The sequence below is a fragment of the Arthrobacter crusticola genome, assembly GCF_004357995.1.
In the GTDB taxonomy this organism is placed as follows: Bacteria; Actinomycetota; Actinomycetes; order Actinomycetales; family Micrococcaceae; genus Arthrobacter_D; species Arthrobacter_D crusticola.
The window spans coordinates 148,756-164,213 of record NZ_SMTK01000002.1 but is presented as its reverse complement, the minus strand read 5'-3'; the positions used below and the strand labels follow the sequence as shown (position 1 = coordinate 164,213).

The window sequence follows — 15,458 nt, the reverse complement described above, 5'->3', positions numbered from 1 at the left end:
AAATGAAATCCTCATCCCAGGTGGGCGCCTCCTCGAAGGAGGAGGCGCCCGGGCGTCAGCCGACCACTACGCCCACCCGAATTGCGGCCCCGAAAACGAATAAGGGTGTCGCCAAGCAGGCCGCAGGCACTCCGTGGCTGTTCCTTGCTCCGTACCTGATCCTTTTCATCGGGTTCGTCCTCATCCCCATCGTCTTCGGCCTCTGGATCAGCCTGCACGCCTGGGACTACACCCGTCCGCTTCAGCCCTTCGTCGGGCTGGCGAACTACGTGTCGCTGTTCCAGCCCGACTCGCCCTACTTCGAGAGCTTCTGGAGCTCGATGCAGGCAACGGGCATCTTCACCGTCTTCAGCGTTCCGCTGCTGCTGACCATCCCGCTGGCCGTCGCGCTGCTGATGGCCTCGAAATTCCCGGGCCGGAACTTCTTCCGCGCCGTGTACTTTGCCCCGTACGTCCTTGGCGTCGCAGTGATTTCGGTGCTCTGGCGCTACCTGCTCGACAACAACATCGGCCTCGTCAACTACTACCTCGGTGTGATCGGCCTGCCGGACAACATCGCCTGGACCACTTCCACCCCCGCGGCGTGGGTTGCCCTGATCGGCGTGACGGTGTGGTGGACCCTCGGGTTCAACGCCGTCATCTACCTGGCGGCCCTGCAGGACATCCCCGCAGAGCTCTATGAAGCGGCACGGGTCGACGGCGCCAACAAGTGGCAGCAGTTCCTCAACGTCACGATCCCGGGGCTGCGCCCCGTGTTGTCCTTCGTCACCATCGTCACGCTCATCGCCTCGGTGAACATGTTCGGCCAGTCCTACCTGATCACCCTTGGCGGCCCGGGCCGTGAGACCCGCACCGCGATCTACCAGATCGCCGAAACGGGCCTGCGCAACTTCCAGATGGGGAACGCCGCCGCAATGAGCTACGTGCTCACCCTGTTCCTCATGCTCCTGAGCCTCATCGTGTTCTGGCTCTTCCGTGAAAAGAAGGAGGGGAAATGACACAGCTCACCGAGACTGGTGCGTCAACAGCATCCGGCGCATCCGGGGCGGGGAACAGCGGACGCCCGTCAACGAAGCGCTCCGATCCAGCCGGACGGCGCAGGATGGTCCTGCGCCTGATCATCCTCAGCATCGTGGCGCTGATCTTCATCAGCCCGCTCATCTTCATGTTCGTCACCTCCTTCAAGACGCGCGAGGATGCCACCGGAATCCCGCCGAGCTGGATCCCCGACCCGTGGACGCTGCAGGCGTACGAGTCGATCCTGGCTCCCGGCAGCAGCACCCCGGTGCTGCGCTGGTTCCTCAACAGCATGGTGGCCGCCCTGCTCCACGCGGCCCTCGTCGTCGTCATCTCCGCCCTCGCCGCCTACCCGCTGGCGCGCATGGAGTTCCGGGGCAAGAAGATCGTGTTCGGCGTCATCGTCGCCACGCTGCTGGTGCCCCCGGTCATCCTGATCATTCCGAACTACCTGATCGTGAGCGGCCTCGGCTGGCTCAACGCCCTCGTGGCAATCATCGTCCCCACCGCTGCGTCGGCCTTCGGCGTGTTCTTCATGCGGCAGTTCTTCGGTGCGCTGCCTGAAGACCTCGAGGAAGCCGCAAGGCTCGACGGGGCGAACCGGTTCGAGATGTTCACGAAGATCATCCTGCCGCTCGCGAAGCCCGCAATGGCCACGCTGGCGCTGCTGGCGTTCCTCACCAACTGGAACGACTTCCTCTGGCCGATCTACGTGCTCTTCAGCCCCGAGGTGCAGACCCTGCCCGCGGGCCTTTCAACCCTCCAGTCGGCCAACGCCGTGCGGTACGACCTGCTGATGGCCGGTGCCGTGATGGCAAGCCTTCCGGTCCTGGCGCTGTTCGTCTTCCTCCAGCGGTTCATCATCGAAGGAGTCTCACGCTCCGGCGTGAAGGGCTAACCCCGAAGGGCTGACTCCTGAAGGGCTGACAACGGTTCCCGATTCCCCCGGCGCACGCGCCGGGGGAATCGTCCGTTAAGCGCCACGTCGGCGGACGACGGAACCTCGATCCCTGCGCACTAGACTCTTGGAGGCAGCTCCCGCGAGGGCGCCTTACAAGCAAGCACCCAGCACCCAGTACCCAGCACGCAGAACCCACCCCAGAGGAACTCATGACACCGATGGACCCCGCAGTGCCCGTCTCGGGCCACCAGTACACGCTTCGCGCCGGCGGCTACACCGCCGACATCGCCAGCGTCGGAGCCTCAGTCCGCCGGCTGCGCTTCGAGGGCCGGGACCTCGTCGTGCCCTACGAGGAATCCGAAATCCGTCCCTTCTTCCGCGGTGCGCTCCTGGCGCCCTGGCCCAACCGGGTCGTCGACGCCCGGTACACCTTCGGCGGGAAGGAAAACTTCCTGGCCATGACCGAGCCCAACCGCGGCCACGCCCTGCACGGGCTGATGGCCTGGCAGGACTGGCTTCCTGAGGAGCACACCGGGTCCTCCGTCCGGCTTCGCGCCGAGGTGGTCCCCCAGGACGGATACCCCTTCCGCCTTCGAGTCCAGGTCGACTACGTGCTCGACGACAACGGCCTGCACACCACGGTGACGGCGACAAACACCGGGCCCTCCCCCGCCCCCTACGGCACCGCGCCGCACCCGTACCTCGTCGGCGGGAACGGCCGCGTCGACGAATGGACCCTCTCCCTGCCGGCGGACTCCGTCCTGAACGTCACCGAGGACCGGCTGATCCCCACGACCCTCGACCCGGTAGACGCGGAGTTCGATTTCCGTGCTCCGCGCACCGTGGGCACGACCTTCATCGACCACGCCTTCACGGATCTCGCCTACGACGGCGGCGGACAGGTCACGGTGGGCGTCACCGGCGCCGACGGCCGCGGCGCGGGCATCACCTTCGGCCGGGACTGCCCCTGGGTGCAGGTCCACACTGCGGACCAGCCGGACCCTGCGGTCTCCCGCGTCGGCATGGCCGTCGAGCCCATGACATGCCCGCCGGATGCCTTCAATTCGGGCACCGACCTCGTCGTGCTGGCTCCCGGCGGTTCCCACGAGGCGCGCTGGAGGATCCATACCCTCTAGGGGCCAACAAAGGGTTGCGGCGGCTCCGCGGGCCTGCTAGTCCTGAGGGACAAGGTGTTCCGCAGAGGAACCGGCACGCGCTCAGGGACGAGCGGTGCCGAAAGAAGGGAAGTGCACCGTGGTCCGCAGCAACCCTCCGGTCGAGGAACCCGACGAGAAGAACGTCGAGGTCAAGGACCGACCAAAAGACTGGGCCGCCGGCGTGCCGGGGGTCTACTACTCGATGAAGCCGGCGATCGAGCACATGGGGGTGGACCGGACCCGGAAGACCCTGCTGGCGCTCAACCAGAAGGACGGCTTCGACTGCCCCAGTTGCGCCTGGCCCGACCCGAACCACCGCAAGGCCTTCGAGTTCTGCGAGAACGGCGCCAAGGCGGTCACCTGGGAGGCCACCCCCGTCGTCATCGGCACGGAGTTCTGGGCCGAACACTCGCTGACCGACCTGCGCTCACGCACCGAGTACTGGCTCGGGATGCAGGGCCGGCTCACCGAGCCTGTCTACAAGGCCGCCGGCGAGGACCACTACCGCCCAGTTGGCTGGGACGAGGCGTTCTCGATCGTTGCCCGGAAACTCAACTCCCTGGACTCCCCGCATGAGGCGGCCTTCTACACCAGCGGGCGGACCTCAAACGAGGCGGCGTTCCTCTACCAGCTGTTCGTCCGGGGCTTCGGCACGAACAACCTGCCCGACTGCTCGAACATGTGCCATGAGTCCTCGGGCTGGGGCATGGGCCAGACGATCGGCATCGGCAAGGCCACCATCACCTACGACGACTTCGCGAAGTCGGACCTGATCATCATCCTCGGCCAGAATCCGGGGACCAACCATCCGCGCATGCTCACCGCGCTGGAAGAGGCTAAGGAGTACGGCGCGAAGATCGTCGCCGTGAACCCCCTGCCCGAGGCGGGCCTGCGGAGGTACAAGAACCCGCAGCGGGTCAGCGGCATCGTCGGGCGCGGCACCGAGATCGCCGATCAGTTCCTGCAGATCCGGCTCGGCGGCGACATGGCGCTGCTCCAGGCCGTTTCGAAGCGGGTGTTCGAGGCCGAGGAACGGAATCCGGGCAAGGTTCTCGACCACGACTTCCTCGAGAAGCACTGCGAAGGCCTGGAGTCGCTTAAGGAGCACCTTGCCCAGCTCGATGAGCAGGCCGTGCTGGAGGCCACCGGGCTGCGCAGCGAGGAAATCGACGAGCTCGCCGCACGCTACCTTCGCGCGGAGCGGGTCATCATCACGTGGGCGATGGGGATCACCCAGCAGAAGAAGGCGGTCCCCACCATCAAGGAGATCATCAACCTGCTGCTGCTGCGCGGCAATATCGGCAAGCCCGGTGCCGGTGCCTCCCCCATCCGCGGGCACAGCAACGTGCAGGGAGACCGCACCATGGGCATCTGGGAGCAGATGCCGTCGACCTTCCTCGACGCGCTCGGCAAGGAGTTCTCGTTCGACGCGCCCCAGGATCACGGCGTCGACGCCGTCGAAAGCATCCACCAGATGCGCGACGGGAAGATCAAGGTGCTCATTGCCCTCGGCGGGAACCTCGTCTCGGCCATCTCCGACACGCAGGTCGCCGAGGCGGCGTTCGCCAACACCGAGATGACCGTGCAGATCTCCACCAAGCTCAACCGCTCCCACCTGATCACCGGTGAGGAGGCCCTCATCCTGCCGACCATGGGCCGCACCGAGATCGACGTCCAGGAGAGCGGCCGCCAGTTCGTCTCGGTCGAGGACACGGTGTGCGCCGTCCACCCATCCTGGGGCAGCGTCGAGCCGGTGTCGCACACCCTGCTCTCCGAGCCCGCGATCATCAGCCGCCTCGCCCGGGAGACCCTCGGCGACCGGGTGAAGGCCGACTGGGCGGGCTTCGAGAAGAACTACGACCTCATCCGCGAACACATCTCCCACGTCGTTGAGGGCTGTGAGAACTACAACGAGAGGATCCGCCAGGAGGGCGGCTTCGTGCTGCCCAACGGGCCGCGGGATTCGCGGACCTTCCGCACCCCCACAGGGCGAGCCGTGTTGACCGTGAACGATCTGGAACCCCTCGAGCGTCCGCCGGGCACCCTGATCCTCCAGACCGTACGCTCCCACGACCAGTGGAACACCACCATCTACGGGCACAACGACCGCTACCGCGGCATCCGGAAGGGCCGCCACGTCGTGTTCATCAGCCCCGAGGACATTGCCGAGCTCGGCCTGTCCGACGGCCAGCAGGTCGACCTGCACGGCGTGTACGACGACGGGATCCAGCGCGTGCTGCGCGACTTCCGGGTGGTGTCCTACCCCACCGCCCGGGGCTGCGCCGCGGCCTACTACCCGGAGGCTAACGTCCTCGTCCCGCTGGACTCGGTGGCCGAGGGAAGCAACACTCCGGTGTCGAAGGCGGTCCTGATTCGCGTCGAGCCGACCGCAGGTGAGGCGGCGGACGCGAAGGCCGGATCCGCTGCGGCGCCGGCCTGAGAATTTTCCGGGATTTCCCCGTGGAAATGTCGATTCGGGGCTGCTCCGGCCGTCATAGGGATACGGGACGCACCCCGCGCCCGCCGAATGTGAAAGGCCGAGACCATGCGTTACTCCCTGCTCCTGAATAACCCCGAGCCCGCCGAAGCCGGCATCACCGAAGAGGACATGGCCCCCTTCCGGGAGGCCTTCGATGCCTACGCGAAGTCGCTCGACGCCGCGGGCATCCTCGTCGCCGCGGAGATCCTCAAGCCCGCCGACATGACCACGACGGTGACACTGCGGACGGGCACCCTCTCCATCCAGGACGGCCCGTTCGCCGACACCAAGGAAAAGCTCGCCGGCGCCTTCGTCATCGATGTCCCGGACCTGGACGAGGCGCTTGCCTGGGCCTCCAAGTGCCCGGGCGCCCAGTACGGGGTAATCGAAATCCGACCGTCAGCGATCTCCTTCCGCGAGGGACAGTGGCGGGAACTGCGCTGAGCACTGCCGAGGCGCGGGCTCGGGCCGAGTCCGTGGCCCGCGCCTCCTACGGCCGCCTGCTCGCCCTGCTCGCCGCGCCCACCGGTGACCTCCAGGCCGCCGAGGACGCCCTCGCGGACGCCTTCCTCCGGGCCCTGACCACCTGGCCGGTCTCCGGCATCCCTGAGAACCCCGAAGCCTGGCTGTTTGCAGTGTCGCGCAACCGGCAGCGGGACCGCTACCGGTCCGCGGCCTACCGCACCTCGGTGCCATTGGAACCCGACGCCGGTTCCTCAGGAGCCGATCCCCCGGGTGGCACGTCCCGGGGGGCAGGTTCCCTGGGGGGTATCCCTTCACCCGGCGGGTCCTGCTCCGCCCTGCCGGGTGCCGTGCATTGGGACGAGGTCGACGTCGAGGCGATTCCGGACCGACGGCTTTCCCTGCTCTTCGTCTGCGCCCACCCGGCAATCGACCCGGGTGTCCGCACGCCCCTGATGCTCCAGGTGGTCCTCGGTGTTCCGTCGGACCGGATCGCCGCGGCCTTCGCCGTTCCGACACCGGCGATGGCGCAGCGCCTCGTGCGCGCCAAGCGGCGCATCCGCGAGGCCCGCATTCCTTTCGTGCTGCCCGACATGACCGTCCTGAAGGAGCGCCTTCCCGCCGTGCTCGAGGCGGTGTACGGCGCGTATGCCCTTGACTGGCGGAGCCGCCTGCCCGGCGCCCGAAGGGTCCGGGCGGGAGCCGGGACCGGTGAACCTGCCGGCGCCGGGTCTCAACTCCAGACAGACGCGGACTCCGGGGCCCGCTTCCGGGCAGACGCGGACACCGGAACCCGCAACCAAGCCGGGCCGGACTGCGGGGCCCAGTCCCCGGCGGATGAGGACGCCTGGGGCCGCTCCCAAGCCGGGTCGGACGCCGACCCTCCCGAGAGCCTCGCCGCCGAGGCGCTGTACCTTGCGACGGTCCTCACGGAGCTGCTTCCCGACGAGCCGGAGGTTCACGGGCTTGCCGCGCTGATCTGCCTGTCGCTGGCCCGGGGAACCGCGCGTACTGCCTCGGCCGGAGGGTTCGTTCCCCTCGCCCTTCAGGACACCAGCCTTTGGCATCGTGATCTGATCGCCCGCGGAGAAGAACACCTGCGGCGTGCCCACCCTTTGGGGCGGATCGGGAGGTTCCAGCTCGAGGCCGCGATGCAGTCGGTCCACTGTGCCCGGGCCCGCACGGGGAGGACCGACTGGCAGGCGTTGCTCCGCCTCAATGAGGCTCTGGTGGCCCTCACTCCGACCCTCGGAGGGATCGTCTCACTCGCCTCCACCCTAGGTGAGGCATCCGGGCCGGACGCGGCCCTGTCCTTCCTCGACGCGGCCAACGCTCCGGCCCTCGAAGATTTCCAGCCGGCCTGGGCGACCCGCGCCCACCTGTTGACTCAGGCGGGCCGGACCACGGAAGCGGCCGGGGCGTACGGCAGGGCCCTGGCGTTGACAACCGATCCGGCACTGCGCGGCTTCCTCGAGGGGGCCCTGCAGCGTCTCACGGCACCGGGGCCTCCGGCAGCCGACACCGACTAGCTATCTCCCGCCGAAACTGCAGCTCACCACCCTTCTAGGCGGGCTTTGCGTGGTGAGCTGCACACTCGCAGCAGTGCTTACTGCGCGGTCCCCGTCCAGCCTTCTTCTTCGCGGTCGTCGCCCGTGGCAAGCACCCGGAGCACGGTGGAGGCGGCCTTCTGCACCGCCTCGTCCGCACCCTTGCGGCCCTTGGTGTTGACGGTGCCCGCCGCATAACCCACGAGGAAGGCACTGATGGCTCCCGCGTTCGGCGAGACCGCGGCCGAGGACCGATCGGCCACCTCGAGGATCTTGGCGGAGTCCACCTCGAGGTCGAGGATCTGCAGCGCCTGGGTCAGGGTGCGGCTCCAGTCGCTGAGCTCGCGTTCCTCTGCGTCGGGACTCGTTGTCATCGCTTCTCCTTCGAAACGCTCCGCTGCGGACATCTTCTAGGGATAGCACCGCACGAGGCGCTCCACAACGAAAAACTGGAAGCATCCTCGATGCTTCGGCCCGGTTACTTGACGGCTCCCGCGGTCAGCCCACCGATCAGGCGCTTCTCGATGAGGGCGAAGAGGATGATCACGGGGATGATCGCCACGATCGAGATGCCGAACACGTACTGCCAACTCGTGGCGTACTGACCGATGAACTTGGTCAGCGCCACCGACAACGGCTGGTTTTCGGCAGTGGACATGATCACCAGGGACGCAGCGAACTCGTTCCAGGAGGAGACGAAGGTGAAGATGATCGCCGTGACTATGCCGGGCCAGACGAGGGGCAGATTCACCGTGAAGAGGACCTTGAGCCGGCCGGCGCCGTCCAGCTGGGCAGCCTCGTCGATCTCCTTGGGGATGCCGGCGAAGAAGCTGTGCATGATCCACAGCGCGAACGAAAGGTTGAAGGCTGCGTTGATCAGGATCATCGCCAGCCACGTGTCGTTGATGTCGAGGACGAGCATCTGGCGGAACAGCCCCGCGGTGAGGACCGCCGGCTGCAGCATCTGCGTCACGATGACGAGGAACAGGAACGCGATCTTTCCCGGGAAGCGGAAACGCGCCGTGTAGTAGGCCGCCGGCGTGGCAACCAGGAGCACGAGCAGCGTCGCAAAGATCGAGATGATCAGCGTCGAGATGAGGTTGAACGGCAGGGGCGTCTCGGGCGTGGACCACATCGACGCGTAGTTCCCCCACTGGAGGCCGTCCTGCGGGAAGTACCGCGGCGGCACCCGCAGGATTTCCGGCCGGGTCTTGAGGGAGCCGACCAGCATGATCAGGTACGGCGTCAGGAAAACCAGCGCGATGATGACGCCGACTGCAATGCGCAGGCCGAGCCGGCGTCCGCTGATTCCGTCTGGCCCGTACTTGCGGACGCGGTTCTGCCGCACCGGCTGGATGGCGGCTTTCGCCGGAGCGCTCACTGACACCTCAGGTCTCCTTCATGGGCTTAACGACCTTCACGTACACCGCAACGATCAGAATGACGACGGCGAAATTCACGACGCTGAGGGCGCTGGCGATGTCGAGCCGCCGATCGAACTGAAGCACCTTGAAGATGTAGGTCATGAGTGTGTCCGCGCTGTAGCCGGGGATCGAGCCGGTCATGATGCGCAGGATCGGCAGGTTGTTGAACACGTTGATCACATTGATCAGCACGGCGACGGCGAGCGCACCGCGCAGCTGTGGCAGCACGACGCTGAAGTAGGTGCGGACCGGGCCCGCACCGTCCATCTTCGCGGCCTCGAGGGCATCGGACGGAACGGCCTGCAGCCCGGCGAGCAGCGTATAGGTGGTGAAGGGGATTGAGACGAAAATTCCAACGACGATCGCGGCCCCCAGGGCCGTCGCGACGTTCTTCGTGAACCCATAGGTTGAATCGAGGAGCCCGATGTCAACGAGGAAGGAATTCATGATGCCGTAGTCGCGGTCCAGACCGTAGTAGAAGACCGTTGTCGTCATGACGACGCTTGCCGCCCACGGGACGATGACCGCCATCCTCACCAGGGTCCGGCCGGGGAAAGGCTTGTTGAGGAAGTTGGCGAGCAACAGGGAGAGGACGACCGTCACCGAGACGACGACGATCACCCACACGAAGGTGTTGAGCAGGACCCGGGGCAGGTTCGGGTCGGCGAAGACTGTGGCGAAATTTTCGAAGCCGACGCCTTCGACGTTTGTCCCGGCCTGGCTGATCCGCCGTGTCGAGGAGTAGATCATGTACGCGGCGGGGAAGAGGACTACTCCGAAGATCAGGAGCAGGACCGGGCCGACCCAGGGAAGGGCCGCCCACAGGCTGTCCCGGTTTTGGGGACCGCCGCCGCGTTTCCGTTCCCGGATGACCGGGGGTGTCAAAGTGCTCATGGAGTGCGGACCGTTCCTTAGGGAACGCAGGGGAGCCGCCCGGACCGGGCCGGCTCCCCTGCTGGGTAGATACCTATGCCGAAAAGGTGCTGCTGGTGACCCGCGGGTCAGCCGGCTGCGTCGGCCTTGGCCTGGATCTGGTTCAGTACCGTCTTGGCGTCCTGGTCCTCAAGCTGGCCCATGAGCGACTTGAAGGCGCCGTCCGTTGCGTTCCACGCCGGGTTGGACGTGGGGTAGAACTGAGCGTCGGGGAGCATCTCGAGGAACGGCTTCAGGACCTCGTTGGATGCCATTTCCTCGGCACCGCTCTTGGTGGTGGGCAGGAATCCCTCGGCCTCGACCCACGGCACGTAGGTGCCGGTTTCGAAGAAGAAGTCCATGAACTGCGTGATGGCTTCCTGCTTGTCGTCATCGTTCTTGAAGGCCATCAGGCGGTCTGCGACTCCGAGGGTTGCAGGCTCCCCGGTGTTCGTAGGAACGTTTGCGACACCGTAGTTGAGGTCGGGGTTTTCCTTGTCGATCTGGCCCACGGTCTGGGGCAGGGCGTAAACCATTCCGATCTTGCCCTGGGCGAAGACGTTGATCATCGGAGTGCGCTGGGTGGCGCCGGGGTCGGGCTGGGTGACGCCGTCGGTGATCATTTTCTTCATGAACTCGGCAGCTTCGACGTTCTCGGGGGTGTTGACGGTGATTTCGGATTCGTCTCCGAATCCGCCGCCGTTGCCCGCGAACCAGATCAGGCTTTCACCCTGGGCTTCCTCTGAGCCCAGCGGCATACCGTAGCCGGGCGTTCCCGTGTCGGTGATCTTCTTGGCCGCGTCGTAGAGCTCGTCCCAGGTCTTCGGCGGCTCGGCAACGCCGGCCTCCTCCATCAGGTCCTTGTTGTAGAACAGGGCGCGGGCGGAGGCCAGCAGCGGAAGGCCGTACTGGGTTCCCTCGAAGGATTCGTTCTCGACGAAGGATTCCTGGAAGTCGCCGATGATGTCCTCGGAGGCGATGTCCTCGGCCGGGTAGAGCAGTCCCTCGGCCGCAAAGGCCGAGAAGGCACCACCGTTGTAAATGTCGGGGGCCTCACCTGACTGGATCTTGGTCTGCAGCACCGACTCGAGGTTCTCCCAGGATTCAATCTGCAGGTTCACGGTGACGCCGTCATTGGCGGCTTCGAACTCCTCGACGACTCCTTCCCACAGCGCCTTGGTGTTATCGGAGTAGCTCGGAACGAGCATATCGATCGTTGTGTCTCCGCCCTCGCCTTCCGCTTCGGAGCCACCCCCGCCAAAGCCGCAGGAGGTGACCATCAGGGTCCCGGCGGCGACGGCAGCCACGAGACCTTTGCGCAGTCTGCTCTTCATGAATTCCTCTTTCAGGTGATATTCCGAGTGATGGCACCGACGCGGGAGGTTCTGGTCCGGACGGGCAGGACGGCCGCGGGCGCGACCCGGGAGTCGGCAACACGATGGTGTTTTGTGATACTTGAAGGCGTCCCCCAATCACAAGGAATCACCTAATGCAGAAATAATGACGTGATGTAGGTCTCACGTCAAGAGGAACGCGCTGCAGGTCCGCACTGGCCCTTCCCCTGATCCCTGCGGTAACCCACGGCCGGCGAAGGGGCGGGCCACGCGGGGTGCGAGCGTTTCAGCTCATGATCGTAGTTGAGCACTGGACATCTGGTTCGATCAGCGTTCATCATGGGAGCAGCATTCCTCATCTTTCCAGTACCGGGCACCTCCGCCCGAAGGAGACCCCCCATGTCACAGTCCACCGAACCGTCAGCGCCAGTCGAGGCTGCCCCCGGCCATCACATGGCTGCGGAATTGGCTTCCCAGCCGGATCTCTGGGAGCAGGCAATTGCCCAGGCCGGGTCCGAGCAACTGCTGCCGGCCGACGGCCGCAGGGTCGCAGTAATCGGATGCGGAACGTCATGGTTCATGGCGCAGGCCTACGCCGCAGCCCGCGAAGCTGCCGGCAGGGGGGAAACCGACGCCTTCGCCGCATCGGAGGCCTCGGTGCTGGCCACCCGCTCCTATGACTCGATCGTCGCCATCACGCGCTCGGGCACGACGAGTGAAATTCTGTCCATGCTCAACAAGGTCAAGGGAAGCACTCCGACCGTTGTTCTCCTCGGCGATACCGGCTCGCCGGCCACCAGGGTGGCGGACGCCGTCGTCGGCCTGCCCTACGCCGACGAGTCGTCGGTCGTCCAGACCCGCTTCGCGACGACCGCCCTCGTCTATCTCCTGACGACGCTGGGCGAGGACCTCACCGGCGCTGTGGCGGATGCCCGGAGCGTGCTGGAGGGCGCCACGGACCAGGAGCTGCTCGACGCGGAGCAGTTCAGCTTCCTCGGCACCGGTTGGACAGTGGGGCTGGCGCACGAAGCCGCACTCAAGATGCGGGAGGGCGTCCAGGGCTGGACGGAGTCCTACCCCGCCATGGAATACCGCCACGGCCCCATCTCCATCGCCGCGCCCGGACGGGTCACCTGGTCATTCGGCGACGCGCCCGTTGGGCTGGACGCCGAGGTCGCCGCCACCGGGGCGTCTTTCGTCGACTCGGGGCTCCACCCGCTCGCCGACCTGGTGCGGGTGCACAAGGTGACGCTTGAACGCGCCCTGGCCCGCGGCCTGAACCCCGACGTGCCGCGCAACCTCTCCCGCTCCGTCATCCTCGAAGGCTGAGTTTCGGTGAGAGGTGGGGGAAGAAGCGCCAGGACTGATCCTGGCACCTGGGCCGGCCCGCCGGTGGGACTGCCTGCGGATCCGGTGACCGGGCCCGGCGCAGGTAGCGGGGAGCCCCCCGCCCGCGGGGTCCTTGCCTTCGACGTCGGCGGGACCGATATGAAGGCAGCCCTTGTCGACGATGCGGGCCGGCTCCACTCCCTCCTGCGCATCCCCACGCCCCGCGACGGGCAGTTCCCCGGGGATGTTGTCGTCGCGAAGGTCGCCGCACTGACCGAGAACTACCGTGCCGAATATCCCGGGTGTGCCATCGAGTCAATCGGTCTCGTCGTGCCCGGCCTCGTCGATGAAGAGGCAGGCATCGGTCGAATGTCAGCCAATCTTGGCTGGCGGGACTACCCCTTCGGGGAGCACCTCACCCGCGTCACAGGCCTACCTGTGGCGTTCGGACACGACGTGAGCATCGCCGGGGAGGCCGAGATGCGCGCCGGTGCCGGGCGGGGCCTTCGCGACGTCGTGGTGATGGTCATCGGCACCGGGATCGCCGGTGCCGTGTTCTGCGAAGGTCAGCGGGTGCGCGCCGGAGGATATGCCGGGGAGATCGGTCACGCCGAGGTCCCCGGAGGCACCGAGTGCCCCTGCGGGGCGTTCGGATGCCTGGAAACCATTGGCTCCGCAGGGGCCATCACTAGGCGTTACAACGCGCTCTCAGGGAACGCCGCGGCAGGAGCGAAGGCCGTCCTGACGGCGGCGCTGAGCGGAGACCGGCATGCCGCGCAGGTCTGGGAGGACGCGGTGAACGCGCTTGCCTTCAGCATCTGCCAGCTCACGGCCATCCTCGGCACCGAAGCCGTCATCCTCGGCGGGGGCCTTGCGCAGGCCGGCCCGGCCCTGGTCGAGCCCCTCCAGTCCCGGGTCGAATCGAGGCTGTCCTTCCTGCGGGCACCCCGGATTCTCACCACGGTCCTTGGCCAGGACGCTGGCCTCATCGGCGCAGGACTACGGGCCCGGGACCTGGTGGCCCGGCCATGACCGGGCCGCGTCCTGCGGGGCCAGTGGGAACCATCGTCACGGTGACCCCTAACCCAGCCCTCGATGAGACCTACACCGTGCCGGCCATCGTCCTTGGGACCACCCACCGCGTTGCGGCACCGGCGGTAAGGGCCGGAGGGAAGGGCGTCAATGTCTCCCGGGTCCTGCACCAGCAGGGCTATCCGACGCTCGCCCTGGCGGCTGTCGGTGGACCAACAGGCGAGCAGTACACCGCCGAGCTCACCTCAAGCGGCATCCCCTCGGTCCTCGAGCCGGCCACCGCCCCCACCCGCCGCAGCCTTGCCTTCCACGATTCGACGGCCGGCAGCACAAGCCTTTTCAATGAGACCGGCAGCGCGCTCGAAGCGGCGGTGTGGGCCCGGCTCCGGGCCCGGATCGACGATGCCCTCCCCGGCGCGGGCTGCGTCGTCGGCTCGGGAAGCCTCCCTCCCGGGGCACCTACCGACTTCTACGCAGCTTTGGTGCGCCGGTGCGCGGAGGCCGGAGTTCCCTGCATCATCGACACCTCCGGCCAGGGGCTGCTCCTCGCCGCCGAAGCCGGCGCGGACGTGCTCAAACCCAATGCCGGTGAGCTCCGCGAGGCGACGGGGGAAGCTGATCCGGTCCGCGGCGCACGGCACCTGCTCGGACTCGGAGCCCGCCGTGTCTTCGTCAGCTGCGGTGAGGACGGACTGCTCGCCTTCACGGCCGGCGCGCCCGACGGCCACCTCCGCGCCGCCCTCCCGGAGCCGCTGCACGGCAACGCCACCGGAGCCGGTGATGCGGCCGTTGCGGCCCTGGCTGCAGTGGTCGCAGCTGGATCCGGGGATGTTGCGGAAATGCTGCGCCGGGCCACTGCCTGGTCGGCGGCAGCGGTGCTCATGCCGACGGCCGGCGACATCCATCCCGACCACGTCCGTCTGGCCGCCGAGGTCTCCGTGACCCGGCACGACGACGGCGCGCCGGCCGGACAGAGCACCCCGGGCATTGAGCCCGCTGGAAAGGAATCCTGATGGGCCTGACTCCCACCCGCGAGATCCTTGATGCCGCCTTCACCGCGGGAACTGGAATCGGCGGGTTCAACGTGCTGCACCTTGAGACGGCCGAGGCAATCGTCGAAGGTGCCGAAGCCGCCGGGCTCCCGGTGATCCTCCAGATCTCCCAGAACTGCTCGGCCTACCACGGCGCACTCGCGCCCCTCGCCCTCGCCTGCCGTGCCGTCGCGGCGGGTGCCCGGGTACCGGTGGCACTTCACCTCGACCACGCCGAGGACGAACGGCTCGTCGATGAGGCCGTCGAGCTCGGTTTCGGGTCCGTGATGTACGACGGTTCAACCCTCCCCTACGCCGAAAACGTTCGATCGACCGCGCGGGTGGCACAACGGGCCCGCGACGCCGGCGTGCTGGTGGAGGCGGAACTGGGGCGGATCGGCGGCAAGGACGGCGCCCACGCCCCCGGGGTCCGCACCGACCCGGGTGAGGCGCGCAGCTTCGTCGAGGCGACAGGGGTCGACGCCCTCGCGGTCGCCGTCGGATCTTCCCACGCCATGACCGAGCGGACCGCGTCACTCGATGTTGACCTCGTGCGGGAACTCCACGCGGCGCTTGAGGTTCCGCTCGTGCTTCACGGGTCCTCGGGAGTGCCCGACGACACGCTCGTCGAAGCAGTGCGGGCCGGAATGACGAAGATCAATGTCTCGACCCACCTCAACGGGTTCTTCACCCGGGCGGTGCGCGGGGTGCTCGAGGAGCAACCCAACCTTGTGGACTCGCGGCGCTACCTCGGTGCCGGACGGCGGGCCCTGGCACCCGAGGCGGCGCGGCTCCTGCGGCTGCTCGCCCTTTCAAAGGGCGGGAGCTGAGCC

General features: G+C 67.1%; 14 protein-coding genes. 10 read left to right on the top strand and 4 right to left on the bottom strand.

The features are described 5' to 3' along the window. Positions 1-2: 2 nt before the first annotated feature. The 6 genes from E2F48_RS04770 (at position 3) to E2F48_RS04745 (ending at position 7,545) form a co-directional block, all read left to right on the top strand. Positions 3-998, top strand: a complete 996-nt coding sequence (locus E2F48_RS04770) for a carbohydrate ABC transporter permease (RefSeq protein WP_133402868.1) — start codon at positions 3-5, stop codon at positions 996-998. Beyond that, positions 995-1,915 (top strand): carbohydrate ABC transporter permease, encoded by a 921-nt coding sequence (locus tag E2F48_RS04765; protein WP_165968693.1) that lies wholly within the window; start codon positions 995-997, stop codon positions 1,913-1,915. The genes E2F48_RS04770 and E2F48_RS04765 overlap by 4 nt, the downstream gene beginning before the upstream one ends. A gap of 221 nt (positions 1,916-2,136) precedes the next feature. Further along, positions 2,137-3,054, top strand: coding sequence for an aldose 1-epimerase family protein (locus tag E2F48_RS04760; protein ID WP_133403377.1), 918 nt, complete (start codon positions 2,137-2,139; stop codon positions 3,052-3,054). Between the two features lie 118 nt (positions 3,055-3,172). Next, positions 3,173-5,515, top strand: a complete 2,343-nt coding sequence (locus tag E2F48_RS04755) for an FdhF/YdeP family oxidoreductase (RefSeq protein WP_133402867.1) — start codon at positions 3,173-3,175, stop codon at positions 5,513-5,515. Positions 5,516-5,620: 105 nt separating this feature from the next. Next, positions 5,621-5,998 (top strand): YciI family protein, encoded by a 378-nt coding sequence (locus tag E2F48_RS04750; protein WP_133402866.1) that lies wholly within the window; start codon positions 5,621-5,623, stop codon positions 5,996-5,998. Further along, positions 5,980-7,545, top strand: coding sequence for an RNA polymerase sigma factor (locus E2F48_RS04745; RefSeq protein ID WP_246018522.1), 1,566 nt, complete (start codon positions 5,980-5,982; stop codon positions 7,543-7,545). Before E2F48_RS04750 ends, E2F48_RS04745 begins: the two co-directional genes overlap by 19 nt. Before the next feature lie 77 nt (positions 7,546-7,622). Here the strand turns inward: E2F48_RS04745 and E2F48_RS04740 are convergent, their stop codons facing one another. The 4 genes from E2F48_RS04740 to E2F48_RS04725 form a co-directional block, all read right to left on the bottom strand. Beyond that, positions 7,623-7,937: a DUF6457 domain-containing protein gene (locus tag E2F48_RS04740; protein ID WP_120168814.1), complete on the bottom strand. Its 315-nt coding sequence runs from the start codon at positions 7,935-7,937 to the stop codon at positions 7,623-7,625. 104 nt (positions 7,938-8,041) lie between these two features. After that, positions 8,042-8,950 carry a carbohydrate ABC transporter permease gene (locus tag E2F48_RS04735; protein ID WP_221411626.1) on the bottom strand — a complete coding sequence of 303 codons (909 nt, stop codon included), beginning with the start codon at positions 8,948-8,950 and terminating at the stop codon, positions 8,042-8,044. A 1-nt stretch (position 8,951) separates the two neighbouring features. Then, positions 8,952-9,881 (bottom strand): carbohydrate ABC transporter permease, encoded by a 930-nt coding sequence (locus tag E2F48_RS04730; protein WP_120168816.1) that lies wholly within the window; start codon positions 9,879-9,881, stop codon positions 8,952-8,954. Positions 9,882-9,988: 107 nt separating this feature from the next. Further along, the gene (locus E2F48_RS04725; RefSeq protein ID WP_133402865.1) at positions 9,989-11,233 is read right to left on the bottom strand and encodes an extracellular solute-binding protein; all 1,245 of its coding nucleotides are present in this window, start codon (positions 11,231-11,233) and stop codon (positions 9,989-9,991) included. 399 nt (positions 11,234-11,632) lie between these two features. On the opposite strand from E2F48_RS04725, the gene E2F48_RS04720 reads away from it, so the two are divergent. The 4 genes from E2F48_RS04720 (at position 11,633) to E2F48_RS04705 (ending at position 15,455) form a co-directional block, all read left to right on the top strand. Continuing rightward, positions 11,633-12,562 (top strand): SIS domain-containing protein, encoded by a 930-nt coding sequence (locus E2F48_RS04720; protein WP_133402864.1) that lies wholly within the window; start codon positions 11,633-11,635, stop codon positions 12,560-12,562. A gap of 63 nt (positions 12,563-12,625) precedes the next feature. Further along, the gene (locus E2F48_RS04715; protein ID WP_425455745.1) at positions 12,626-13,594 is read left to right on the top strand and encodes an ROK family protein; all 969 of its coding nucleotides are present in this window, start codon (positions 12,626-12,628) and stop codon (positions 13,592-13,594) included. Between the two features lie 41 nt (positions 13,595-13,635). Then, complete coding sequence (locus E2F48_RS04710; protein WP_246018521.1) at positions 13,636-14,607, top strand: 1-phosphofructokinase family hexose kinase; 972 nt, start codon at positions 13,636-13,638, stop codon at positions 14,605-14,607. Beyond that, a complete protein-coding gene (locus E2F48_RS04705) occupies positions 14,607-15,455 on the top strand; it encodes a class II fructose-bisphosphate aldolase (protein WP_133402862.1) in 849 nt (282 codons plus the stop codon). The genes E2F48_RS04710 and E2F48_RS04705 overlap by 1 nt, the downstream gene beginning before the upstream one ends. Positions 15,456-15,458: the final 3 nt, after the last annotated feature.

Coding starts and splice junctions, on each gene's coding strand:
- E2F48_RS04770 (WP_133402868.1), top strand. CDS start 3: ATGAAATCCTCATCCCAGGTGGGCGCCTCCTCGAAGGAGGAGGCGCCC.
- E2F48_RS04765 (WP_165968693.1), top strand. CDS start 995: ATGACACAGCTCACCGAGACTGGTGCGTCAACAGCATCCGGCGCATCC.
- E2F48_RS04760 (WP_133403377.1), top strand. CDS start 2,137: ATGGACCCCGCAGTGCCCGTCTCGGGCCACCAGTACACGCTTCGCGCC.
- E2F48_RS04750 (WP_133402866.1), top strand. CDS start 5,621: ATGCGTTACTCCCTGCTCCTGAATAACCCCGAGCCCGCCGAAGCCGGC.
- E2F48_RS04740 (WP_120168814.1), bottom strand. CDS start 7,937: ATGACAACGAGTCCCGACGCAGAGGAACGCGAGCTCAGCGACTGGAGC.
- E2F48_RS04730 (WP_120168816.1), bottom strand. CDS start 9,881: ATGAGCACTTTGACACCCCCGGTCATCCGGGAACGGAAACGCGGCGGC.
- E2F48_RS04725 (WP_133402865.1), bottom strand. CDS start 11,233: ATGAAGAGCAGACTGCGCAAAGGTCTCGTGGCTGCCGTCGCCGCCGGG.
- E2F48_RS04720 (WP_133402864.1), top strand. CDS start 11,633: ATGTCACAGTCCACCGAACCGTCAGCGCCAGTCGAGGCTGCCCCCGGC.
- E2F48_RS04705 (WP_133402862.1), top strand. CDS start 14,607: ATGGGCCTGACTCCCACCCGCGAGATCCTTGATGCCGCCTTCACCGCG.